The sequence below is a fragment of the Phenylobacterium sp. genome (assembly GCF_036677185.1).
Taxonomy (GTDB): domain Bacteria; phylum Pseudomonadota; class Alphaproteobacteria; order Caulobacterales; family Caulobacteraceae; genus Phenylobacterium.
Genome location: NZ_JAKFEN010000041.1, coordinates 1 through 23,730 on the forward strand (window position 1 = coordinate 1; position 23,730 = coordinate 23,730).

At 66.3% G+C, this 23,730-nt stretch carries 22 protein-coding genes, 1 tRNA gene and 1 pseudogene; 20 read left to right on the plus strand and 4 right to left on the minus strand.

The genetic code is table 11. The annotated features are described in order from the left end of the window. A pseudogene (gene tuf, locus V6M51_RS21675) lies at positions 1 to 187 on the plus strand (elongation factor Tu); the annotation flags it as partial. A 64-nt stretch (positions 188 to 251) separates the two neighbouring features. On the opposite strand, the gene V6M51_RS21680 reads toward tuf, so the two are convergent. Both V6M51_RS21680 and V6M51_RS21685 read right to left on the minus strand, forming a co-directional pair. Further along, positions 252 to 872, minus strand: a complete 621-nt coding sequence (locus tag V6M51_RS21680; protein WP_332770322.1) for a beta/gamma crystallin-related protein — start codon at positions 870 to 872, stop codon at positions 252 to 254. Between the two features lie 62 nt (positions 873 to 934). Further along, positions 935 to 2,308: a hypothetical protein gene (locus V6M51_RS21685; RefSeq protein WP_332770323.1), complete on the minus strand. Its 1,374-nt coding sequence runs from the start codon at positions 2,306 to 2,308 to the stop codon at positions 935 to 937. Between the two features lie 388 nt (positions 2,309 to 2,696). Here V6M51_RS21685 and V6M51_RS21690 point away from each other — a divergent pair. From V6M51_RS21690 to rplL, 11 genes are all read left to right on the plus strand, one after another. Further along, positions 2,697 to 2,772, plus strand: a tRNA-Trp gene (locus V6M51_RS21690). Positions 2,773 to 2,836: 64 nt separating this feature from the next. Further along, entirely contained in the window at positions 2,837 to 3,148 is a 312-nt protein-coding gene (gene secE, locus V6M51_RS21695) for a preprotein translocase subunit SecE (protein WP_332770324.1), read from the plus strand. 8 nt (positions 3,149 to 3,156) lie between these two features. Beyond that, the gene (gene nusG / locus V6M51_RS21700; RefSeq protein WP_254836819.1) at positions 3,157 to 3,723 is read left to right on the plus strand and encodes a transcription termination/antitermination protein NusG; all 567 of its coding nucleotides are present in this window, start codon (positions 3,157 to 3,159) and stop codon (positions 3,721 to 3,723) included. Between the two features lie 105 nt (positions 3,724 to 3,828). Then, positions 3,829 to 4,248, plus strand: coding sequence for a GxxExxY protein (locus V6M51_RS21705; protein ID WP_332770325.1), 420 nt, complete (start codon positions 3,829 to 3,831; stop codon positions 4,246 to 4,248). Positions 4,249 to 4,483: 235 nt separating this feature from the next. Next, the gene (gene rplK, locus V6M51_RS21710; RefSeq protein WP_332770326.1) at positions 4,484 to 4,915 is read left to right on the plus strand and encodes a 50S ribosomal protein L11; all 432 of its coding nucleotides are present in this window, start codon (positions 4,484 to 4,486) and stop codon (positions 4,913 to 4,915) included. A gap of 4 nt (positions 4,916 to 4,919) precedes the next feature. Continuing rightward, positions 4,920 to 5,609, plus strand: coding sequence for a 50S ribosomal protein L1 (rplA, locus tag V6M51_RS21715; RefSeq protein WP_332770327.1), 690 nt, complete (start codon positions 4,920 to 4,922; stop codon positions 5,607 to 5,609). 107 nt (positions 5,610 to 5,716) lie between these two features. After that, on the plus strand, positions 5,717 to 6,541 hold the full coding sequence (locus V6M51_RS21720) for an enoyl-CoA hydratase-related protein (protein ID WP_332770328.1): 825 nt from the start codon (positions 5,717 to 5,719) through the stop codon (positions 6,539 to 6,541). Positions 6,542 to 6,615: 74 nt separating this feature from the next. Continuing rightward, positions 6,616 to 7,677 (plus strand): hypothetical protein, encoded by a 1,062-nt coding sequence (locus tag V6M51_RS21725; RefSeq protein WP_332770329.1) that lies wholly within the window; start codon positions 6,616 to 6,618, stop codon positions 7,675 to 7,677. Between the two features lie 7 nt (positions 7,678 to 7,684). Beyond that, a complete protein-coding gene (locus tag V6M51_RS21730; RefSeq protein WP_332770330.1) occupies positions 7,685 to 8,059 on the plus strand; it encodes a DUF5367 family protein in 375 nt (124 codons plus the stop codon). Positions 8,060 to 8,397: 338 nt separating this feature from the next. After that, entirely contained in the window at positions 8,398 to 8,913 is a 516-nt protein-coding gene (rplJ, locus tag V6M51_RS21735) for a 50S ribosomal protein L10 (protein ID WP_332770331.1), read from the plus strand. 50 nt (positions 8,914 to 8,963) lie between these two features. Continuing rightward, positions 8,964 to 9,347, plus strand: coding sequence for a 50S ribosomal protein L7/L12 (rplL, locus tag V6M51_RS21740; RefSeq protein ID WP_332770332.1), 384 nt, complete (start codon positions 8,964 to 8,966; stop codon positions 9,345 to 9,347). A 79-nt stretch (positions 9,348 to 9,426) separates the two neighbouring features. On the opposite strand, the gene V6M51_RS21745 is transcribed toward rplL, so the two are convergent. Further along, positions 9,427 to 9,699 carry an usg protein gene (locus V6M51_RS21745; RefSeq protein WP_332770333.1) on the minus strand — a complete coding sequence of 91 codons (273 nt, stop codon included), beginning with the start codon at positions 9,697 to 9,699 and terminating at the stop codon, positions 9,427 to 9,429. A 526-nt stretch (positions 9,700 to 10,225) separates the two neighbouring features. Here V6M51_RS21745 and rpoB point away from each other — a divergent pair. From rpoB to V6M51_RS21765, 4 genes are all read left to right on the plus strand, one after another. Continuing rightward, positions 10,226 to 14,314: a DNA-directed RNA polymerase subunit beta gene (gene rpoB / locus V6M51_RS21750; protein WP_332770334.1), complete on the plus strand. Its 4,089-nt coding sequence runs from the start codon at positions 10,226 to 10,228 to the stop codon at positions 14,312 to 14,314. 90 nt (positions 14,315 to 14,404) lie between these two features. Continuing rightward, complete coding sequence (gene rpoC / locus V6M51_RS21755) at positions 14,405 to 18,598, plus strand: DNA-directed RNA polymerase subunit beta' (protein ID WP_332770335.1); 4,194 nt, start codon at positions 14,405 to 14,407, stop codon at positions 18,596 to 18,598. Between the two features lie 12 nt (positions 18,599 to 18,610). Beyond that, positions 18,611 to 19,060: a GFA family protein gene (locus tag V6M51_RS21760; protein WP_332770336.1), complete on the plus strand. Its 450-nt coding sequence runs from the start codon at positions 18,611 to 18,613 to the stop codon at positions 19,058 to 19,060. Further along, positions 19,057 to 19,524 carry a GNAT family N-acetyltransferase gene (locus V6M51_RS21765; protein ID WP_332770337.1) on the plus strand — a complete coding sequence of 156 codons (468 nt, stop codon included), beginning with the start codon at positions 19,057 to 19,059 and terminating at the stop codon, positions 19,522 to 19,524. The genes V6M51_RS21760 and V6M51_RS21765 overlap by 4 nt, the downstream gene beginning before the upstream one ends. Before the next feature lie 11 nt (positions 19,525 to 19,535). On the opposite strand, the gene V6M51_RS21770 is transcribed toward V6M51_RS21765, so the two are convergent. Further along, the gene (locus tag V6M51_RS21770; protein ID WP_332770338.1) at positions 19,536 to 20,165 is read right to left on the minus strand and encodes a hypothetical protein; all 630 of its coding nucleotides are present in this window, start codon (positions 20,163 to 20,165) and stop codon (positions 19,536 to 19,538) included. Positions 20,166 to 20,506: 341 nt separating this feature from the next. Between V6M51_RS21770 and rpsL the strand changes: the two genes are divergently transcribed. The 4 genes from rpsL to V6M51_RS21790 all read left to right on the plus strand — a co-directional run. After that, a complete protein-coding gene (rpsL, locus tag V6M51_RS21775; protein ID WP_254836833.1) occupies positions 20,507 to 20,878 on the plus strand; it encodes a 30S ribosomal protein S12 in 372 nt (123 codons plus the stop codon). 12 nt (positions 20,879 to 20,890) lie between these two features. Further along, on the plus strand, positions 20,891 to 21,364 hold the full coding sequence (gene rpsG, locus V6M51_RS21780; RefSeq protein ID WP_254836834.1) for a 30S ribosomal protein S7: 474 nt from the start codon (positions 20,891 to 20,893) through the stop codon (positions 21,362 to 21,364). 101 nt (positions 21,365 to 21,465) lie between these two features. Next, the gene (gene fusA, locus V6M51_RS21785) at positions 21,466 to 23,544 is read left to right on the plus strand and encodes an elongation factor G (protein ID WP_332770339.1); all 2,079 of its coding nucleotides are present in this window, start codon (positions 21,466 to 21,468) and stop codon (positions 23,542 to 23,544) included. A 54-nt stretch (positions 23,545 to 23,598) separates the two neighbouring features. Next, positions 23,599 to 23,730, plus strand: a 132-nt coding sequence (locus tag V6M51_RS21790; RefSeq protein WP_332766972.1) for a GTP-binding protein, incomplete at its 3' end; no start/stop codon positions are given.

The following is a 23,730-nucleotide window of genomic DNA, read 5'->3' on the forward strand; positions in this document are numbered from 1 at the left end:
CCGGACCACCGACGTGACCGGGATCATCAAGCTGAAGGAAGGCGTTGAGATGATCATGCCGGGCGACAACGCCGAGCTGGACGTGGAGCTGATCACCCCGATCGCCATGGACCAGGGCCTGCGCTTCGCCATCCGCGAAGGCGGCCGCACCGTCGGCGCCGGCGTCGTCGCCAAGATCGTCGAATAGTCTCGACCTTCCAGACCTAGAGATCGGGCCGCCCGGGTTTCCCCGGGCGGCCTTTTCTTTTGGGCTAGTAGGGCCGCGGCCGGTCGTAGTCGCGATCCACCGGACGCATCGAGGTCACCGCCTCGCCCAGGCCATAGCGGCGCAGGTCGGAGACGTCGCGGTCGAAGATCTGGCAGCGGCCGCGGAAATCCTTGTCGCTGCAGACCTCCCAGGCGCCGCGCCCGCGGATGCGCAGGCTCATGGCGCGGTCGTTGTACTGGCGCGGCAGGTTGGTGATTTCACGCCGGCTGTCGAGGATATGCCCGCGGAACTCTGGGCCGCCGAAGAGGGTGATCGAGCCGCGACCGCCGCCGCCCCAAGGCGGGCGTCCGCCGCCGTCGCCGCCGCCCCAGGGTGGTCGACCGCCGCCGTCGTCATTGTACTGGATGCAGACCAGGCGGCCGTCGCGGTTGTCGATCTCCCCGCACCCGTCGAAGCGCAGGCTGGTCGACTGGATCCGGCCGCGGTTGTCGCGGCACTGGGCGGTGACCACAGCGTCACGGCCGAAGCCGTAGGTGCTGACGTTCTGGCAGGTGCGCCAGTAGTCGCCGGCGGGCGGGGAGGCCCCACGTATGTCGGCCTGCGCGAACGCCGGACCGGCGCCTAGCGCGGCGACCGCGGCAACCAAGGCGATAGTCAGTTTCATGTCCAAGCCTCCCAGTTGATCTGACGACCTTAGATGCCTCGACGCTCCAGGCAAGCGCGCCGCTAGTTCTTGTCGCGGTCCTTGCCGCCGCCACGCTCACGCGCCGCGGCCTCGCGGCCGGCCTTGGCCGCGTCGTGCGCCGCCGGCGGGGACTTGGCGCGTTCTGCCTTGGCCGGGCGTTCCGGATGCTGGGCCTCGGCCAGGCGCTCCGGACCCCGGTCTTCCCTGCGGGCTTGTCGCTCGACGCGGACCACGGCCGAGGCGGCCTGCGGCGGGGCGCGTCGCTCGGCCCCTTGTCGCGCTTCCCGCGCCGGGCCGTCGCGATCCTCGCGGCGCGCCTGACGCTCGGCACGGGCTGGCGGCGGCGCGGGCTCGCGGGGGCGTTCGGCGATGGCGGCTCGCTCGCCGCCGCGCCGGCCTTCAGCCGTGCGCTCGGGCTTGCGATCGTCGAGCCGGACCTGACGTTCCACGCGGACCGGCGGCGGGGTGACGGCCTGTGGCGGTCGCGAGGCCTCGGCCCGCCGTTCGGCGCGGCGGTCATCGCCTTCCGGACGTTCGATGCGCCGGTCTTCACGACGGTCGCGCTCGACCCCCACGCGGGGCGGGCTCTCGAAGGCGGCGACGCGTCGCGCGTCGTGACCGCGTCCGCCCTGGCGCGCCTCGACCCGGTCCAGCCGCGCCACGGCGTCGGCGCGGCGCTCACGCTCGCGCTCGAAACGGCGAAGATCCTTAGCCTCGTGTTTGGCCCGGTAGCGCGTCCAGTCCGGCTGGCGCTGCGCCGCCTCGAACCAGTTGGCCTGGTCGCCGACGAAGGCGGATCGGCGGTCGACCCAGCGCTCCTCGGCGATGGAAACACGGCGGGCGTGGGCGGCGGCGTCGCGCAGGGCCCGCGCGCGGCCCAGATAGCGGCCGCCGCGGTCGGCGTAGCGGGTCACATAGGTCGCCGGCAGCAGGTAGCCGCGACTGTCATAGACCACCACCAGCAGGCCGCCGTCGTCGTAGCCATAGCCGTAGTCCGGATCGCGGACGAAGTAGGGGTAGTACTCGCCGGGCTCGTAATAATAGTAGCGATACCCGACCTCGAGCGGCTCGACATACATCAGCCAGTCGTCCTGGGTCTCCCAGACCCAGGGTTGGGCGTCGTCATAGGCGAAGGCGTAGTCCGGCGGCGACTGGTAGAAGGCGCGATCCACCGCATAGGCGCGCTCGGCATAGCCGTAGCCCTCGTCGCGGGGACGACCGACCGCGGCCTGGTAGGCCGGAAGGTCCGACCAGCCCGGCGCGACGCTCATCGCGTAGGCGGCGCCGTCGGCGGGCACGAACAGAGGTTCAGCGGCGGCCTGCGGGCGGGTCTCCGGCTTGCAGGCGGCCAGGGTCAGCAGCAGCGCGCTCGACAGCACCAGACTGGAGCGGAGGGTCCTCGGTCGAATCGACATGGCGACGTCCTCGTCTCGGCGCGCCCGCAAGGGCGCATTCAGCCGGCGATCCTGGCGGGCCGCCCCTGAACCTGGCTTGAGCGTCCTGTCAGGCGAGGTTCAGGCTTGGGGCGGAAATGGGGCCATGGTCGCGCTCGTTCGGCCGTGGGGACCCCGGGCGGGGCGTTCCCGTGGCGGTGTCTGTCGCCGGTGGAACGCGCGAGGGCCGCGCTTCGATGCGGGGGAGGGCGATTTGCCCGCTTCCGGGACCCCACGCGGCCTTGCCCGGACGGAACGCCGCTGCTAAACGACCCGGCTCCGGCGATGAGCCGCGCGCGTCGGCGGGCCTTGCCGCCCTCCGGCGCGCTGTTCATTGTTTGGAGGCCAGGCCCCAAAAGGGCAGGGTCGAAGGAGTGTAGCTCAGCTGGTAGAGCATCGGTCTCCAAAACCGAGGGCCGGGGGTTCGAATCCCTCCACTCCTGCCACCCTATCTAAGTCTGCCCGGGCGCGGAGGTCCGCCGCCCAACATGAGAGAGTCATAAGAGCCTGATGGCCAGGAAACCGGGTTCCTCCCCGCAAGCGATGAAGGCCCGCGCCGCCAAGACGGCCGCGGCGATCGCGCCTGCGTCAGCGCTGGCCGCCTCGGCGCCGGTGAACAAGAAGAAAACCAGCATCCCGCAATTCGTCCGCGAAGTGCGGGCCGAGGCGCGCAAGATCACCTGGACCACCCGCAAGGAAACCTGGATCACCTCGGTGATGGTCGGGATCATGGTGGTCATGGCCGCGAGCTTCTTCTTCGTGGTCGACCTGGGTCTTGGCGCCGGGGTGAACCTGCTCCTGAAGTTCGCCAACGGGGGATGAGAGACATCATGAACGCCGAAGCCCCCACCGTCGCCGCCAATCCCCGCCACAAGTGGTACATCGTCCACGCCTACTCGAACTTCGAGAAGAAGGTGGCCGAGTCGATCCGCGAGCAGGCCAAGAGCCAGGGCCTGGAGGATAATTTCTCCGACATCCTGGTGCCGACCGAGGACGTGGTCGAGATCCGCCGCGGCCGCAAGGTCAACGCAGAGCGCAAGTTCTTCCCAGGCTATGTCCTGGTGAAGATGGAGCTCACCGACGAGGCCTACCACCTCATCAAGAACACCCCGAAGGTCACGGGCTTCCTCGGCTCGGGCAACAAGCCCATGCCGGTCTCCGAGAAGGAAGTCGCCCGGATCATCGGCGCCATCGAAGAAGGTGTGGAGCGGCCGAAGCCGACCATCCAGTTCGAGATCGGCGAACAGGTTCGAGTCACCGACGGTCCGTTCGCGAGCTTCAACGGCTCGGTCGAACAGGTCGACGAAGAACGCGCCCGCCTGCGCGTGACCGTGTCCATCTTCGGACGCGCCACGCCGGTCGAGCTCGAATACGGCCAGGTGGAGAAGACCTCCTAACCCGAGGTCCGCTGATCCACGGACGGCTTGCAGGCGCTCGCCCGCTTGCGATTTTGTTCGTGTTATGTTCCTATTTCGCGGAACATTGCGCGCGGATGGGCCGCATTGAACCACGAAGACCACCAAGGACACCAAGGCTCACGAAGCCGACGTGATGACCTCGACATGGTTGCGCGGGAGATCGTCGACGCGGGGCTTGGGGTTCATCGCGCCTTGGGGCCGGGCTTGCTGGAGTCGGTCTACGAGGCCTGCCTGGACCGCGAGTTGAAGGCGCGCGGACTTGCCGTCGCCCGGCAGGTCGTGGTGCCGATCGACTACAAGGGCCATCGGGTCGAGGGAGGCTATCGGCTGGATCTCTTGGTCGCGGATGCGGTCATCGTGGAAGTTAAGGCGGTGGACGCGCTGACGCGCCTGCATGAGGCGCAACTTCTAACCTATCTGAAGCTGTCATCTTTCAGGCTCGGCTTCCTCATGAACTTCAATGTCCCGCTATTCAAAGAGGGCGTCCGCCGTTTCGCGAACTGATCCGGCCTTCTTGGTGTCCTTCGTGCCCTTGGTGGTGAATGCGAGGGATCGGCCTGACGCCGAGATGAGCTTTGCCCCCGGGGCCATTGTTTCCCACGGCCGGCCCTGCTAATAGCGCGCGCTTCGGTCCAGTAGGGCCGCCTCGCCAGCGCGCGAGTGAAATCCGTGGGAGGGGAGGGCCAAGCTAGCCCCGCACCACGGCTCAACCGACCGGATGCCGGTCACGAGGAGAAAAATGGCCAAGAAGATTCTGGGCTATATCAAGCTGCAGGTGCCCGCCGGCGCCGCCACGCCGTCGCCGCCCATCGGGCCGGCGCTCGGTCAGCGCGGTGTCAACATCATGGGCTTCTGCAAGGAGTTCAACGCCCGCACCGAGAAGGAAACCAAGGGCACGCCCCTGCCGACGGTGATCACCGTCTATCAGGACAAGTCCTTCACCTTCATCACCAAGACCCCGCCGGCGACCCACTTCATCAAGGAAGCGCTTGGCCTGAAGTCGGGCTCGAAAGAGCCGGGCCGCGCCGTCGCGGGCAAGATTTCGCGCAGCCAGCTGCGCGACATCGCCGAGAAGAAGATGAAGGACCTCAACGCCAACGACGTTGAAGCCGCCGCCAAGATCATCGAGGGCTCCGCGCGCTCGATGGGTCTCGAAATCGTGGAGGCCTGATCAGATGGCTAAGCAACCCAAGCGCATCCAGGCCTGGACCGGCGACCGTCAGGCCGCCCATGCCGTCGAAGCCGCCGTCAAGCTGGTGAAGGCCAACGCCACCGCCAAGTTCGACGAAAGCATCGAGATCGCCGTCAATCTGGGCGTCGACCCGCGCCACGCCGACCAGCAGGTCCGCGGCGTGGTCTCGCTGCCCTCCGGCACCGGACGTGACGTCCGCGTCGCCGTCATCGCCAAGGACGCCAAGGCCGCCGAAGCCACCGCCGCGGGAGCCGACATCGTCGGCGCCGAGGAGCTGGTCGAGCGTATCCAGGGCGGCTTCATGGAGTTCGACCGCGTGATCGCCACGCCGGACATGATGGCCCTGGTCGGCCGTCTGGGTAAGGTGCTGGGCCCGCGCGGCCTGATGCCGAACCCGCGTGTCGGCACCGTGACGCCCAACGTCGCGCAAGCGGTGAAGGACGCCAAGGGCGGCGCCATCGAGTTCCGCACCGAGAAGACCGGCATCATCCACGCCGGCATCGGCAAGGCGAGCTTCACGGAAGACGCGATCCTGGCCAACGTCCGGGCTCTCGTCGACGCGCTCAACAAGGCCAAGCCGTCGGGCGCCAAGGGCACCTATATCAAGAAGATCAGCCTCTCCTCGACCATGGGGCCGGGCTTCAAGATCGACGCGGGTTCGCTCGGCGTCTGATCGCCAGGCTCTCTCGTGAGAGATCGAAGGGAGCGGCTTCCGGGCCGCTCCCTTTTTCTTTGCGCGCGAACCGGGTTCATATGGGCGGCGCAGGGGAGGGGCCGGCCATGGAACTCAAGACCACCCGCTATGAGGTCCGCGACGGGATCGCCGTCGTCACCCTGGCGCGGCCCCAGCGCCGCAACGCCTGGACCGGGCGGATGCACACCGAATACCGCTGGTGCCTGCGCGAGGCCGACGGGGACCGAGCGGTGCGGGTGATCGTGGTGACCGGGGAGCCGGAGGGCCAGGCCTTCTGCGCCGGCGCTGACCTGGGGGCCTTGGAGGGCCATTCCGAGAAGGGCCGCTACGATCCGGGCGTCGACGACAGCATCCCCATGCCGGGCTATGGCGTGGACGAACATTTCGACGCGACCTTCGCCTACCATTTCGGGATCGGTAAGCCGGTCATCGCCGCCATCAACGGGGCGGCCGCTGGCGTCGGCCTGGTGCTGGCCGCCTTCGCCGACCTGAGGTTCGCCGCTCAGGGCGCCAAGTTCACCGCCGCCCACGGCCGCTTCAACTTCCCCGCCGAATTCGGCCTCTCCTGGGTCCTGCCACGCATCGTGGGCCTAACCCACGCCAACGACATCCTGCTGTCGAGCCGGGTGTTCACCGCCGACGAAGCCCTGGCCATGGGGTTCCTGAACCGGCTGTTCGCGCCCGAGGCCTTGATGCCGGCGGTCATGGACTACGCACGGAACCTGGCCGACAGCGTCGCCCCCGGCTCGGCGCGGGAGACCAAGCGCCAAATCTACCGCGACCTGCACCGCGACGCCGCGGCCTCGGTCAAGGCCGCCGAGGCCCTGCTGGAGGCCATGATCACCGAGCCCGACTACAAGGAGAGCGTGAAGGCCTGGATCGGGAAACGCAAGGCCGAGTGGACGGGGTAGGGCGCGCTCGCGTCAGGGCTGCGCGCCGCGCCGGTCCGGTCTAGGGTGGCGGACAATCAGCGGGGGAAACGATCATGCTTAGGCTTGCGGCGGTCTTTGGCGTCCTGTTGCTGCTGGCGCAGCCGGCTCGGGCGGAGACATTCAGCTTCGTGGCCCTGGGCGACACCGCCTACAATCCAGCGGTCGACTACCCGGTCTACGAGGCCCTGATCGCGCGCATCAACAAGGCCAGGCCGGCCTTCTCGATTCACGTCGGCGATACCTGGGGCGCCTTGCCCTGCACCGAGGACCAGCACCGTTCGATCCTCGGCTGGTTCGCCAAGTACGATCATCCGGTGGTCTACACGCCCGGCGACAACGAGTGGGCAGATTGCCGCAAGGCCGACGTGCTGGAAGCCTATTCCCGGTATGTCTCCGGCAAGGCCACCCCGGCGGACCTGGCGCTGCTACTGCCGCTGCGCGGGCTGGACGCGGGCATGACCAGCGCCGGCTACGACGACCCCCTGGCCAGCCTGGGCCTGATCCGCAAGGTGTTCTTCGACAAGCCGCAGAGCGTCGGCGGCAAGACCATGCCCCTGGTCCGCCAGCCCGACGTCTCGGCCTTCAAGGACACCGCCGAGAACACCCGCTGGGAGAAGGGCGGGGTGGTCTTCGCCACGGTCAGCGCCCCAGGCTCCAACAACGGCTTCCTGATGCAGAACGAAGCCCGCGCGGCCGAGGCCATCGCCCGCAATCGCGCCAACGTGGACTGGATCAAGGCGACCTTCGCCGAGGCCAAGGCCAGGAACGCCAAGGCCGTCGTGATCTCGCTCCAGGCGGCCATGTTCGTGGACGGGGACGGCGGGGAGTTCTCCGGCAAGGAGCTTCGAGGCGGCTTCGAGGGGCCTTACTACTGGCTGGCCCTGGCCATCCGCGACCTAGGCGCGCGGTTCGGCAAGCCGGTCCTGTTGATCAACGGCGACTTCCACGACTTCATCGTCGATCGGCCGTTCATGGTCAGCCAAGGCGAGGTCAAGCCGCCGCTCTACGCCAACATCACGCGGCTGCAGGTCTATGGCGCGCCGGAACTGAAGGCGGTGAAGGTCGGCGTCGACACCGAGACCCCCTGGGTCTTCAGCTTCGAACCGCTCTACTGAGGACCCTTTGCGCCTCTATCTGTGGTTCCTGTTGCGCGGATCGTTCGTCTGGGCGGTCTCGACCCTGATCCTGCGGCTCCTGCCTGCCGACTGGGTCGATAGGCCGGCCTGGACCCTGCTGATCACCGGGGCGATCTCCGGGGCGGGCCTCGTGGTCGCCACCCTGGTCTTCCTGCGCAAGATCGAGGAGCGCCACCAACTGGCCGCCCTGGTCTCGTTCGTGGCCCCGCAGATGGTCCTGGACGCCGGAGTGGTGGCGGCCTTCGCCGACGTCCTGCCGAACTTCCCGACCGGTCACGCACCGCTGTTCGGGGCCTTCGTGCTCTGGTGCTACGCGGTGATGGTGATGACGGCCGTGGTCGCGACGCGGCCGCGCGCCTGAGCTGGCGGTTGTCATAGCGCCGCGGTTCGTGTAAACGCCGCGCCTTCAAGAGTTTCGCCTCGTCGCAAGACGGGGCGTGGACGGCGGGTTCGCCCGCCATCCTGTCCAAGAACTGTGGGGATCCGGGGGCCGCTCGGATCCGTAACGCGAGGAAGAGCCCTTCCTCAAGCACAGGGAGACGGGAATACGAGGTTTCGACGGCCATCGCATGCGATGGGCGCTGGGCCTGCGGCTTCTCTCAAAGGACAGGCTTGTCGATCCGCGCGTGGGCTCGCCCGCGCCTGGATCGTCTCGGTCGCCGGAATCGTCCGGCGGCCAAGCTGAGTATGGAGACCGCAATGGACCGCGCTCAAAAGCAGGTGACGATCGAGACGCTCAAGGGCGTCTTCGCCGACGCCGGCGCCGTGGTCGTGACCCACAACCTGGGTCTGACTGTTGCGGAAATGACGGATCTGCGTGGCCGCCTTCGTAAAGAAGGCGCCAAGCTGACGGTGGTGAAGAACACTCTGGCCCAGAAGGCCCTGGACGGCTCGATCGGTGAAGCGGGCGACGCCCTGTTCACCGGCCCGGTCGCCATCGCCTATGCGCCGGATCCGGTCTCCGCCGCCAAGATCGCGACCCAGTACGCCAAGGAGAACGAAAAGTTCGCCATCATTGGCGGCTTCATGGGTCAAGAGATCCTGGACAAGTCGAAGGTGAGCGCGCTCGCGACCCTGCCTTCGCTCGACCAGCTTCGCGGCAAGATCATCGGCCTTCTGCAAGCCCCGGCGACCAAGATCGCCGGCGTCCTGCAGGCCCCGGCCGGTCAGCTCGCCCGCGTCGTGGGGGCTTACGCCGCCAAAGACGCCGCCTGATCGTCATTTTCGAAAAACCCACACCTCTAATTCCCTAGGAAAACCATCCCATGTCGAAGCTCGAAAAGATCGTCGAAGACCTGTCCGCCCTGACCGTGCTGGAAGCCTCTGAGCTGTCCAAGCTGCTCGAAGAAAAGTGGGGCGTCTCCGCCGCCGCTCCGGTGGCCGTGGCCGCCGTTGGCGGCGCCGCCGCCGCTCCGGCCGAAGCCGCCGAAGAGCAAACCGAGTTCACCGTTGTCCTGACCGCCGGTGGCGACAAGAAGATCAACGTGATCAAGGAAGTCCGCGGCGTGCGTCCGGACCTCGGCCTGAAGGAAGCCAAGGACCTCGTGGAAGCCGCTCCGGCCAACGTCGTCGAGAACGTCTCCAAGCAGGTCGCCGAAGAAGTGAAGAAGAAGCTGGAAGAAGCCGGCGCTTCGGTCTCGATCAAGTAAGACCCACGGCGCGGCATGTCCGCGTCGCTGAGTTACGGAAGGGCCGGGGAGCAATCCCCGGCCCTTTTGTTTGGCCGCCTCAGTGCAGGCGGAACATTCCGTCCACGGCCTTGAACTCGGCCGGCCGGATCAGGCCCTGGTGGGCTACCCGGATGGTGTCGAGCACGCCGTCCAGCTTGTGGCTCCAGAAGTCGAGGAACTTCCGTAGGTTGGGGAAGTCCGGGGCCACGTCGTATTCCTGCCAGAGATAGCTCTGCAGCAGGACCGGATGATCGGGCAGTCGGTACAGGATTTCGGCCGTGGTCAGGCCGTAGCCTTCGAGTTGTCTGCGAAAGTCGGCGTCGAGCGCCATCTCACACCCCTAAGTCCAAGGATGGAGCCCGCCGACTCAATGGCGAGCCCTAGGTGAAATGAGCTTGCGCGCCAGAAGTTGCGTAAGTCTTTCAATGTGTTGGCGCTCGACGAGGGGGAGTGCTGCCAATTTTCCGGATCCGGGAACCTTCGATCGGGGATGTGGGTTTCCCATCTGCTTGTACAAGGCGAGATGACATGACCTGGGAACGCCCAGGCAGACCCAAAAGGTGGAGCGACGCGGCGGCCGGCCGCGCCGCCCCACTTTTCGTGCGAAAGGGGCTTCCCTTATCCACACAAAACTCCTAAATCGCGTGCTTCGCGAAATTTACGATTCGTCTCAGACGCGATTCTTCGCGCGCGTACGCTCCGAGGCATGGCCCGCCACCCTCCGGCCATGCGAGGGAGCGCCCCTGGCGATACAGGGGCTTCCAGCGTCCGGCGCCCGCAAGGGCGTCGAGGGTGGACGCAGGACACTAGCGACCTGACGCTCGGAAACCGTTCCGCGCGTCGCTCAAGGGAATAAAATGGCGCAATCCTTCACCGGTAAGAAGCGGATCCGTAAGTCTTTCGGCCGCATCCCCGAAGCCGTGCAGATGCCGAACCTCATCGAGGTCCAGCGCTCCTCCTACGAACAGTTCCTGCAACGCGAAACCCGCGCGGTCGAACGCCGCGAGGAGGGTGTCGAGGCGGTCTTCAAGTCGGTCTTCCCGATCAAGGACTTCAACGAACGCGCCGTGCTGGAATACGTGTCGTACGAGTTCGAAGAGCCGAAGTACGACGTCGAGGAATGCGTCCAGCGCGACATGACCTATGCGGCGCCGCTGAAGGTCAAGCTGCGCCTCATCGTGTTCGAGACCGACGAAGAGACCGGCGCCCGCTCCGTGAAGGACATCAAGGAGCAGGACGTCTACATGGGCGACATCCCGCTCATGACCGAGAAGGGCACCTTCATCGTCAACGGCACCCAGCGGGTCATCGTCTCGCAGATGCACCGTTCGCCGGGCGTGTTCTTCGACCACGACAAGGGCAAGACCCACTCGTCGGGCAAGCTGCTGTTCGCCGCCCGCGTCATTCCCTATCGCGGCTCGTGGCTGGACTTCGAGTTCGACGCCAAGGACATCGTCTTCGTCCGCATCGACCGCCGCCGCAAGCTGCCGGCCACCACCTTCCTGATGGCGCTCGGCATGGACGGGGAGGAGATCCTCTCCACCTTCTACGACATCGTCACCTGCGAGAAGCGCGAGGACTCCAAGAAGGGCGTCGCCGGTTGGACCGTGCCCTACAAGCCCGAGCGCTGGCGCGGAGCCAAGCCGGACTTCCCGCTGATCGACGCCGAGACCGGCGAGGAGATCGCTCCGGCCGGCCAGAAGATCTCGGCGCGTAACGCCAAGAAGTTCTCCGACGCGGGCCTCAAGACCCTGCTGCTGGCGCCGGAGGCCCTCACCGGCCGCTACCTGGCCCGCGACCTGGTCAATCCGGCTACCGGCGAGATCTACGCCGAGGCCGGCGACGAGCTGGACCCCGCCGTCCTGGCCGCCCTGGAAGAGCAGGGCTACGACAAGCTCGACGTCCTCGACGTCGACGACGTCACCATGGGCGCCTACATGCGCAACACCCTGCGCATCGACAAGAACAACGCCCGCGAGGACGCGCTGTTCGACATCTACCGCGTCATGCGTCCCGGCGAGCCGCCGACCGTGGAAGCGGCCGAGGCCATGTTCAAGTCGCTGTTCTTCGACGGCGAGCGCTACGATCTCTCCTCGGTCGGCCGCGTGAAGATGAACATGCGTCTGGAGCTCGACTGCCCCGACGACGTGCGCGTCCTGCGCAAGGACGACGTCCTGGCCGTACTGAAGACCCTGGTCGGCCTGCGCGACGGCCGCGGCGAGATCGACGACATCGACAACCTCGGCAACCGCCGGGTGCGTTCGGTGGGCGAGCTGCTGGAAAACCAGTACCGCGTCGGCTTGCTGCGCATGGAACGCGCCATCAAGGAACGCATGAGCAGCGTCGATATCGACACGGTCATGCCGCACGACCTGATCAATGCGAAGCCCGCGGCCGCGGCCGTGCGGGAGTTCTTCGGCTCTTCGCAGCTCTCGCAGTTCATGGACCAGACCAACCCGCTCTCGGAGATCACCCACAAGCGCCGTCTCTCGGCCCTTGGCCCGGGCGGCCTGACCCGCGAACGCGCTGGCTTCGAAGTCCGCGACGTGCACCCGACCCACTACGGCCGGATCTGCCCCATCGAGACGCCGGAAGGCCCGAACATCGGCCTGATCAACTCGCTGGCCACCCACGCGGTGGTCAATAAGTACGGCTTCATCGAGAGCCCGTACCGGCGGATCAAGGACGGCAAGACCACCGACGAGGTCGTCTACATGTCGGCCATGGAAGAGGCCAAGCACGTCATCGCCCAGGCCAGCATCAAGCTGAAGAACGGCGAGATCGTCGAGGACCTGGTCCAGGGCCGGATCAACGGCGAGCCGGGCCTGCTGCCCAGGGCCGACGTCGACCTGATGGACGTGTCGCCCAAGCAGGTGGTCTCCGTGGCCGCCTCGCTGATCCCGTTCCTGGAAAACGATGACGCCAACCGCGCCCTGATGGGCTCGAACATGCAGAAGCAGGCCGTGCCGCTCATCCAATCGGATGCGCCCCTGGTCGGCACCGGCATGGAAAGCGTGGTGGCCGTCGATTCCGGCGCCGTCGTGGTCGCCCGCCGCACCGGCGTGGTCGAGCAGATCGACGGCACCCGCATCGTGGTCCGCGCGACGGAAGAGAACGACCCGACCAAGGCCGGCGTCGACATCTATCGTCTGCAGAAGTTCCAGCGTTCCAACACCTCGACCTGCATCAACCAGCGTCCGCTGGTGCGCGTGGGCGACCTGATCGCCACCGGCGACGTGATCGCCGACGGCCCGTCGACCGACCTGGGCGAACTGGCCCTGGGCCGGAACACCCTCGTCGCCTTCATGCCCTGGAACGGCTACAACTTCGAAGACTCGATCCTGATCTCCGAGCGCATCGTGCGCGACGACGTCTTCACCTCGATCCACATCGAGGAGTTCGAGGTCATGGCCCGCGACACCAAGCTGGGCCCGGAAGAGATCACCCGCGACATCCCGAACGTCGGCGAGGAGGCCCTGCGCAACCTCGACGAAGCCGGCATCGTGGCGATCGGCGCCGAGGTCCTGCCGGGCGACATCCTGGTCGGCAAGGTCACGCCGAAGGGCGAAAGCCCGATGACGCCGGAAGAAAAGCTCCTGCGCGCCATCTTCGGTGAAAAGGCCTCCGACGTCCGCGACACCTCCCTGCGCCTGCCCCCGGGCGTCGCCGGGACCATCGTGGAAGTCCGCGTGTTCAACCGTCACGGCGTCGACAAGGACGAGCGCGCCATGGCCATCGAGCGCGCCGAGATCGACCGCCTGGGCAAGGACCGCGACGACGAGTTCGCGATCCTGAACCGCAACATGACCTCGCGCCTTCGCGTCCTGCTCACCGGCAAGACCGCCGTCTCCGGCCCCAAGGGCCTGGGCCGCGGCGAGATCACCGCCGACAAGCTGGAAGAGATCGCGCCCGGCCTGTGGTGGCAGATCGCCCTCGACGACGAGAAGATCATGGGCGAGTTGGAGGCCATGCGCCGCCAGTTCGACGAGGCGCGCAAGCGCCTGGACCGCCGCTTCGAGGACAAGGTCGACAAGCTGCAGCGCGGCGACGAACTGCCGCCTGGCGTGATGAAGATGGTCAAGGTCTTCGTGGCCGTGAAGCGCAAGCTTCAGCCCGGCGACAAGATGGCTGGCCGTCACGGCAACAAGGGCGTCATCTCCAAGATCCTGCCGATCGAGGACATGCCGCACCTGGAAGACGGCACCAATGTCGACATCGTCCTGAACCCGCTGGGCGTGCCCTCGCGGATGAACGTCGGCCAGATCTTCGAAACCCACCTCGGCTGGGCGGCCGCGGGCCTCGGCAAGCAAATCGCCGGTCTCCTGGAAGCCTGGCAGAACGGCGGCCAGCGCAAGGCCCTGATCGAGTGGCTGCAGGACATCTACGGCAAGGATCAGGAACTGCCCGACAGCGACGAAGAGCTGGTCGAGCTGGCCCGGAACCTGTCGAAGGGCGTGCCCTTCGCCACCCCGGTGTTCGACGGCGCCCACATCGACGACATCGAAAACCTGCTGGAGAAGGCGGGTCTCGCCCGCTCCGGCCAGGTGCAGCTCTATGACGGCCAGACCGGCGACAAGTTCAAGCGCCCGGTCACGGTCGGCTACATCTACATGCTGAAGCTGCACCACCTGGTCGACGACAAGATCCACGCCCGCTCCATCGGCCCGTACTCGCTCGTCACCCAGCAACCGCTGGGCGGCAAGGCGCAGTTCGGCGGACAGCGCTTCGGGGAGATGGAGGTCTGGGCTCTGGAAGCCTACGGCGCCGCCTACACCCTGCAGGAGATGCTGACGGTGAAGTCCGACGACGTGGCTGGCCGGACCAAGGTCTACGAAAGCATCGTGCGTGGCGACGACACCTTCGAAGCCGGCATTCCCGAGAGCTTCAACGTGCTCGTCAAGGAAATGCGCTCGCTGGGCCTGAATGTGGAGCTGGAGAACGGCTAGGGCCGGCTCCGACTTCTACCGAATGTGCGAGGGGAGGGGCCGTCAGCTCCTCCCCACCGCCTCTGGAAATACTGACGAACTGGAAAATCGATGAACCAGGAAGTCCTGAATATCTTCAATCCGGTCCAGGCCGCTCCGACCTTCGACCGCATCCGTATTGCTCTGGCTTCGCCTGAAAAGATCCGTTCGTGGTCCTTCGGCGAGATCAAGAAGCCCGAGACCATCAACTACCGGACCTTCAAGCCGGAGCGCGATGGCCTGTTCTGCGCGCGCATCTTCGGTCCGACCAAGGACTACGAGTGCCTGTGCGGCAAGTACAAGCGCATGAAGTACAAGGGCATCATCTGCGAGAAGTGCGGCGTCGAGGTCACCCTGGCCCGCGTCCGTCGCGAGCGGATGGGCCACATCGAACTGGCTTCGCCGGTCGCCCACATCTGGTTCCTGAAGTCCCTGCCCAGCCGCATCTCGATGATGCTGGACATGGCCCTGAAGGACATCGAGCGGGTCCTCTATTTCGAATACTACATCGTCACCGAGCCGGGCCTGACCCCGCTGAAGCAGCACCAGCTGCTCTCGGAAGACGAGTACATGCGCTACCAGGAGGAGTTCGGGGACGACAGCTTCACCGCCGAGATCGGCGCCGAAGCGGTCCAGGGCCTGCTGAAGGCCATCGACCTGCCGAAGGAAGCCGACCGGCTGCGTGAGGAACTCCTCACCATCACCTCGGAAATGAAGCTCAAGAAGACGTCCAAGCGTCTGAAGCTCATCGAAAGCTTCATCGAGAGCGGCAACAAGGCCGAGTGGATGATCCTCTCGGTGGTCCCGGTCATCCCGCCCGAGCTGCGCCCGCTGGTGCCGCTGGACGGCGGCCGCTTCGCGACCTCCGACCTGAACGACCTCTACCGTCGGGTGATCAACCGCAACAACCGCCTGAAGCGCCTGATCGAGCTGCGCGCGCCTGACATCATCATCCGCAACGAAAAGCGGATGCTGCAGGAAGCCGTCGACGCCCTGTTCGACAACGGCCGCCGCGGCCGGGTCATCACCGGCGCCAACAAGCGGCCCCTCAAGTCCCTCGCCGACATGCTGAAGGGCAAGCAAGGCCGGTTCCGCCAGAACCTGCTCGGCAAGCGCGTCGACTATTCGGGCCGTTCGGTCATCGTGGTCGGTCCCGAGCTGAAGCTGCACGAGTGCGGCCTGCCGAAGAAGATGGCGCTCGAGCTGTTCAAGCCGTTCATCTACGCCCGCCTCGACGCCAAGGGTCTCTCCGGGACCGTCAAGCAATCGAAGCGGATGGTGGAGCGCGAGCAGCCGGCCGTCTGGGACATCCTCGACGAGGTGATCCGCGAGCACCCGGTCCTGCTGAACCGCGCGCCGACGCTTCACCGCCTCGGCATCCAGGCCTTCGAACCCAAGCTGATCGAGGGCAAGGCCATCCAGCTTCACCCGCTGGTCTGCGCGGCCTTCAACGCCGACTTCGACGGCGACCAGATGGCCGTCCACGTGCCGCTCTCGCTGGAAGCCCAGCTTGAAGCGCGCGTGCTGATGATGTCGACAAACAACATCCTGTCGCCCGCCAACGGCCGCCCGATCATCGTGCCGTCGCAGGATATCGTGCTCGGCCTCTACTACCTGTCGCTGGCCAAGCCCAACGAGCCGGGCGAAGGCAAGATGTTCGGCGAGATGTGCGAGATCGACGCGGCGCTCGACGCCGGGGTCGTGACCCTGCACACCAAGATCAAGGCCCGCCACTCCGAGATGGACGCCGACGGCGTCCTGGTCCGCAAGCTGATCGACACCACCCCTGGGCGGATGAAGATCGCGGCTCTGTTCCCGCACCACCCGGCCATCGGCCACCGGCTGCTGGAAAAGAACCTGACCAAGAAGGAGATCGGCAACCTGATCGACGCCGTCTACCGCCACTGCGGTCAGAAGGCGACGGTCATCTTCGCCGACCAGATCATGGGTCTGGGCTTCCGCGAGGCGGCCAAGGCCGGCATCTCCTTCGGCAAGGACGACATCATCATCCCCGAGCGGAAGAAGCCCATCGTGGCCCAGACCCGCAAGCTGGTTGAAGAGTACGAACAGCAGTACGCCGACGGCCTGATCACCAAGGGTGAGAAGTACAACAAGGTCGTCGACGCCTGGGCCAAGGCCACCGACCGGGTCGCCGACGAAATGATGCTGGAGATCTCGACCGCCGAGACGGACGAGAACGGCCGTGAAAAGGAGATCAACTCGATCTTCATGATGGCCAACTCCGGCGCCCGCGGTTCGCAGGCCCAGATGAAGCAGCTCGGCGGGATGCGCGGCCTCATGGCCAAGCCCTCCGGCGAGATCATCGAGACCCCGATCATCTCGAACTTCAAGGAAGGCCTGTCGGTCCAGGAGTACTTCAACTCCACCCACGGCGCCCGTAAGGGCCTGGCCGACACCGCGCTGAAGACCGCCAACTCCGGCTATCTGACCCGTCGTCTGGTCGACGTGGCGCAGGACTGCATCATCAACGAGGAAGACTGCGGCACCACGCGGGGCATCACCCTTCGCGCCGTGGTCGAGGGCGGCGACGTCCTGGTCTCGCTGGGGCTGCGCATCCTGGGCCGCTTCGCCGCCGAGGACGTGAAGGACCCGAACACCGGTGAGGTCATCGCGCCGGCCGACACCTATTTCGACGAGAACATGATCGACATCGTCGAGGCCGCCGCGGTCCAGTCGGTGAAGGTCCGTTCGGTCCTCACCTGCGAGGCCAAGATCGGCGTCTGCGGCGCCTGTTACGGCCGCGACCTCGCGCGCGGCACGCCGGTGAACATCGGTGAAGCCGTGGGCGTCATCGCCGCCCAGTCGATCGGCGAGCCGGGCACCCAGCTGACGATGCGGACCTTCCACATCGGCGGCACCGCCCAGGTGGCCGAGCAGTCGTTCTTCGAGAGCGGCAACGAGGGCGTGGCCCGTCTGGTCGGCGGCAACACGGTCGTGGCGCCCGACGGCGGCGTCGTGGCCATGAGCCGCAACCTGATGATCATCGTCCAGGTCGACGGCAAGGACCGCGAGTCCTACAAGCCGCCTTACGGCGCGCGCCTGAAGGTCAAGGACGGCGACAAGGTCAAGCGCGGCCAGCGCCTGGCCGAATGGGACCCGTACTCGACCCCGATCATCTCCGAAGTGGGCGGCAAGGTCCGCTTCGAGGACCTGGTCGAGAACTTCTCGGTCCGCGAGGAAGCCGACGAGGCCACCGGCATCTCCAACCGCGTGGTCATCGATTGGCGCGCCTCGACCAAGGGTTCGGACCTGCGTCCGGCCATGGCCGTGATCGACGCCGAGGGCGCCTATATGCGCATCTCGAACGGCGGGGAGGCGCGTTACCTCCTGCCGGTGGGCGCCATTCTCTCCGTCGGCGACGGCGATGAGATCAAGCCCGGCGAGGTCCTGGCCCGTATGTCGACCGAAAGCGCCAAGACCCGGGACATCACCGGGGGTCTGCCGCGCGTCGCCGAACTCTTCGAAGCCCGCCGTCCGAAGGACTGCGCGGTCATCGCCGAGATGGACGGCCGCGTCGAATTCGGCCGCGACTACAAGAACAAGCGCCGCATCAAGATCACCCCGGAAGATGGTGGCGAGGCGGTCGAGTTCCTGATCCCCAAGGGCAAGCACATCGCCGTCCACGACGGCGACGTGATCCGCAAGGGCGAGTACCTGATCGACGGCAACCCGGATCCGCACGACATCCTGCGCATCCTGGGCATCGAGGCGCTGGCCGAGTTCCTGGTCGACGAGATCCAGGAGGTCTACCGGCTCCAAGGCGTGCCGATCAACGACAAGCACATCGAGACGATCGTTCGTCAGATGCTGCAAAAGGGCGAAATCCTCGAGCCGGGCGACACCGGCCTGCTCAAGGGCGATCACCTGGACATGTCGGAGATCAACGAGGAGAACGCCAAGACCGAGTCCCGTGGCGGCCGTCCGGCCATCACCCAGCCGGTCCTGCTCGGCATCACCAAGGCGTCGCTGCAGACCCGCAGCTTCATCTCGGCCGCCTCGTTCCAGGAAACCACCCGCGTCCTTACCGAGGCTTCGGTCCAGGGCAAGAGCGACACCCTGGAAGGCCTGAAGGAAAACGTGATCGTCGGCCGCCTGATCCCGGCGGGCACCGGGTCCTACCTGCGCAACCTGCAGCGCATCGCCGCCAAGCGCGACGAAGCCCTGTCGGCCAGCCGCGAGGAGGCCATGGAGCCCCTGCCGGACGTCATCGCTGTCGATGCGGAGGCCGAGAAGGTCGACGTCTAGCAAGCTCAGTCTGTGTGCGTAAGAAGCGGCCCGGGAGCGATCCCGGGCCGTTTTCCTTTGGGGCGAGGGCGGGCTAGGCTTGGCGTCAGATCATTCAGCGTCGAGGCCGCCAGGTTGCCGAGGTATTTGGGGAGCTGTCACTGCGGCAAGGTCCGGTTCGCGGTTGACGCCGAGATAGACCACGTCCGGGTCTGCGACTGCTCGATCTGTCGACGCAGGGGCGCCTTGATCCATCGGGTCGAGGAGGGGCAGTTCGAACTGCTCTCGCCCCTGGACGAACTCGCCACCTACAGGTTCAACACCCGCCAGGCCACGGACTACTTCTGCACCCATTGCGGCATCCTGCCGTTCCGGCGGCCGCGGACCGCGCCGCATCTCTGGGCCGTCAACGTCCGTTGCCTCGAGGGTGTCGATCTCGACGCGATCCCGGTTGAACACGTGTCGGGGAGCCGCCTGCCGTGAAGATCAGCCCTGTCCGGACAGCGCATGATCTCCACGCAACGGCGGCTCTGTTCGAGGCCTACGCCAAGTCGTTGCCGGTCGATCTAAGCTATCAGGATTTCGGCGCGGAGCTCGCCTCCCTGCCAGGCAAGTACGCCCCGCCGCGCGGCGAGCTGCTGCTGGCGCGCGACGCCGCCGGCGAAGCCCTGGGCTGTGTCGGCCTGAGGCCCCTGGATGCGGCCGGCTGCTGCGAGATGAAGCGCCTCTACCTCACCCCGGAAGCGCGCGGGACGGGCCTCGGGCGGGTCCTGGTGGCGGCGATCATCCAGTGCGCGCGCGACATTGGCTATAGCGAGCTGCGCCTCGATACCCTGGCGACCATGACCTCGGCCATCGGCCTCTACCGCCAGATGGGCTTCGCCGAGATCGAGCCCTATTACGCGCCGACTCCGCCGGGCACGACCTTCATGGCATTGCGGCTCTAGAGCTGTCCGCCTCAGTTGCGGGGTGTCCAAACCTCGGGCAGGGGCCTCATCTCCAGGCCGCCGGGGCTGACGCCGGTCGGGAGGTTGGCCTCCTTGTACTTCCGATAGGCCTCCTTCTTGGCCGCGGCGGCGGCGAAGGCCTTGCGCTTGTCCGGCGACATCGGCGGCTCGTAATAGGGCGCGTCCTTAGCGCCGGCGCCTAGCCGCTCCAGGCACCGCTCGCGCTCGGCCTTGGTGAGCAGTTGGGGATTGGCGCAGCCCACCGGGCTCAGCCGCAGGGCCGTGCCCAGCCCCGGGGCGGTCGGCGCGGCGGCGGGCGCCGGCAGGGTGACCGCGGGAGCCGGCGGCGCGGCCAGGCGGTCGGGCGCGAGCGGAGTCACCAGCGGCGCCACGCTCGGGTCTTCCTGCAGCCGCAGGGCCCGGCGCGGACGGATCGGCTGGTCGATCAGCCGCTTGGGCGCGGGCTGCTCGCTGCGCGGCGAGGGGACGTAGAGCGGCACGACCCGCACCTCGAAAACCGGAGGGGCGTCGGCCTGGCGCAGGGTCGGGTGGACGATGGCCAGCAGCACGAGCACGCCCAGATGGGCGAGGCCGGAGACGGCGACCACGATCGGGAGCGTTCGGCGATCCGTCCTGGTCATCCCGCGCCCGAAAGTTGCAAACTTCACCGTAAGGTCGGAGCGACGCGCGGCCTTTTCGTGGCGCAAAGCGGGCGCGGGGCAGGGCGGGGAAGCCTTTCTTTCGCGAGCGTTGACGAGAAGGGGCTTCGCGAGTATGAACCGCGCTCCTTTCGAGGCCGGGGATTCTTCCTCTGCCCCGATGAGCGGCCTTCCTGAAACGGACGGTCAGACCCGCCGGAACGCTAGAGATCGCGCGCCGGCGAGTTTTTGCGTTCATCGGGCGGTTTCGAGACCCGAGACAAACCGAACCCTTTTTCGAGGCGCCACGGCCAAACGGCACACGCCTCCAGAGCAGAGATTAGATGCCTACAGTCAACCAGCTCATCCGCAAGCCTCGGCAGGACAAGCCGTCGCGTAACAAGGTGCCGGCCCTGAAGGGCTGCCCCCAACGTCGCGGCGTTTGCACCCGCGTCTATACGACCACCCCGAAGAAGCCGAACTCGGCGCTTCGTAAGGTCGCCAAGGTGCGCCTGACCACCGGCATCGAAGCGGTGTGCTACATCCCCGGCGAAGGCCACAATCTGCAGGAGCACTCCGTCGTGCTTATCCGCGGCGGCCGGGTGAAGGACCTTCCGGGCGTCCGCTACCACATCCTGCGCGGCGTGCTCGACACCCAAGGGGTCAAGGACCGCAAGCAGCGTCGTTCGCACTACGGCGCCAAGCGTCCTAAGTAAGGAAGAAGAAGCATGTCCCGCCGCCGTCGCGCCGAGAAACGTGAAGTTCTGCCGGACCCGAAGTTCGGGGACCTCACCGTCACCAAGTTCATGAACTACGTGATGTACGAAGGCAAAAAAGCCGTCGCTGAAAACATCCTGTATGGCGCCTTCGAGATCCTCGAAGCCAAGCGCAAGGAACAGGGCCCGCTGGAGACCTTCCACGCGGCCCTGGAAAATGTCGCGCCCGGCATCGAAGTCCGCTCCCGCCGGGTCGGCGGCGCCACCTATCAGGTGCCCGTCGAAGTCCGCCCCGACCGCCGCAAGGCGCTGGCCATCCGCTGGCTGGTCACGGCTGCGCGCAAGCGCGGTGAAAACACCATGACCGAGAAGCTGGCCGGCGAACTGCTGGACGCGTCCTCGAACCGTGGTTCGGCCGTGAAGAAGCGCGAAGACACCCACAAGATGGCCGAGGCCAACCGGGCGTTCTCGCACTACCGCTGGTAAGACCCGGCAACCATCGCTTTCCGGCGCGGGCGGTTTGAGTTAAACCGCCCGCGCCGTTCGTTCTGACATCCCCGAACGCCTTTACCAGCAGAGCTTCCGCTATGCCCCGCGCGCACAAAATCGAAGACTACCGCAACTTCGGAATCATGGCCCACATCGATGCGGGCAAGACGACGACGACGGAGCGGATCCTCTATTACACCGGCAAGAGCCATAAGATCGGTGAAGTCCACGACGGCGCGGCCACCATGGACTGGATGGACCAGGAGCAGGAACGCGGCATCACGATCACGTCGGCCGCGACGACCGCTTTCTGGGAAGGCAAGCGCCTCAACATCATCGACACCCCCGGCCACGTGGACTTCACCATCGAAGTGGAGCGCAGCCTGCGCGTCCTCGACGGCGCGGTGACCGTGCTGGACGGCAACGCCGGCGTCGAGCCGCAGACCGAGACCGTCTGGCGTCAGGCCGACAAGTACAAGGTTCCGCGGATCGTGTTCGTCAACAAGATGGACAAGATCGGCGCCGACTTCGACAAGTCGGTCGAATCGATTCGCGACCGCCTGGGCGCCAAGGCCGTGCCGATCCAGTTCCCGATCGGCTCGGAATCGAACCTGAAGGGCCTGGTGGACATCGTCCGCATGAAGGCCGTGATCTGGGAAAACGACGGCCTGGGCGCGAACTTCCACGACGAAGAGATCCCTGCCGATCTGCTGGCCAAGGCCGAAGAGGCCCGTCACTACCTGATCGAGAACGCCGTCGAACTCGATGACGACGCCATGGAAGCCTATCTGGGCGGCGAGATTCCGTCGGAAGCCGTCATCAAGAAGTGCATCCGCAAGGCGGTGCTGACCGGCGCCTTCTATCCGATCCTCTGCGGCTCGGCCTTCAAGAACAAGGGCGTCCAGCCCCTGCTCGACGCGGTCGTCGACTACCTGCCGTCGCCGATCGACATCCCGCCGACCGTGGGCATCGACTTCCGCACCGAAGAGCCGATCGTCCGCAAGGCGTCGGATGACGAACCGCTGGCCGTGCTGGCCTTCAAGATCATGGACGACCCGTTCGTGGGGTCGCTGACCTTCTGCCGCATCTATTCGGGCAAGCTCGAGACCGGCATGGGCCTGCTGAACGCCACCCGCGACAAGAAGGAACGCGTCGGCCGCATGCTGCTGATGCACTCCAACAACCGCGAGGACATCAAGGAAGCCTATGCGGGCGACATCGTCGCCCTGGCCGGCCTGAAGGACACCCGCACGGGCGACACCCTGTGCGATCCGAACAAGTCGCCGGTGATCCTGGAACGCATGGAATTCCCCGCCCCGGTCATCGAGATCGCCGTGGAACCCAAGTCCAAGGCCGACCAGGAGAAGCTGGGCGTCGCCCTGCAGAAGCTGGCCGCCGAGGATCCGTCCTTCACCGTCTCCACCGACTTCGAGTCGGGCCAGACGATCCTGAAGGGCATGGGCGAGCTGCACCTGGACATCAAGATCGACATCCTGAAGCGCACCTACAAGGTCGAGGCCAATATCGGCGCGCCGCAGGTGGCCTATCGCGAGAGCCTGGGTCGCAAGGTCGACATCGACTACACCCACAAGAAGCAGACCGGCGGTACGGGCCAGTTCGCCCGCGTCATGATCACGTTCGAGCCGGGTGAACCGGGTTCGGGCTTCGTGTTCGAGAGCGCCATCGTCGGCGGCGCGGTGCCGAAGGAATACATCCCCGGCGTCGAAAAGGGCCTGGAGTCGGTGAAGGACAACGGCCTGCTGGCCGGCTTCCCGCTGATCGACTTCAAGGCGACCCTGACGGACGGCAAGTACCACGACGTCGACTCCAGCGTGCTGGCGTTCGAAATCGCGGCGCGCGCCGCCTTCAAGGAACTTCGTGAGAAGGGCGCCCCCAAGCTGCTCGAGCCGATCATGGCCGTCGAAGTCGTGACCCCGGAAGACTATCTGGGTTCGGTCATCGGCGACCTGAACGGCCGCCGCGGCATGATCCAGGGCCAGGACACCCGCGGCAACGCGATCGTCGTCAATGCGTTCGTTCCGCTGGCTAACATGTTCGGCTATGTGAACACGCTTCGCGGCATGTCGCAGGGCCGCGCGGCCTTCACGATGCAGTACGACCACTACGACCCGGTGCCGCAACACGTCGCCGACGAAGTGATCAAGAAATACGCCTAACCCCGACCCCAACCCTAGTTTAGAGGACAAGCCCAAACAGGGCTGGAGCTTGAAATGGCTAAAGAAAAGTTCGAACGCAACAAGCCGCATTGCAACATCGGCACGATTGGTCACGTTGACCATGGCAAGACGACGCTGACGGCGGCGATCACGTTTACGCTGGCGAAGACGGGCGGGGCCAAGTCG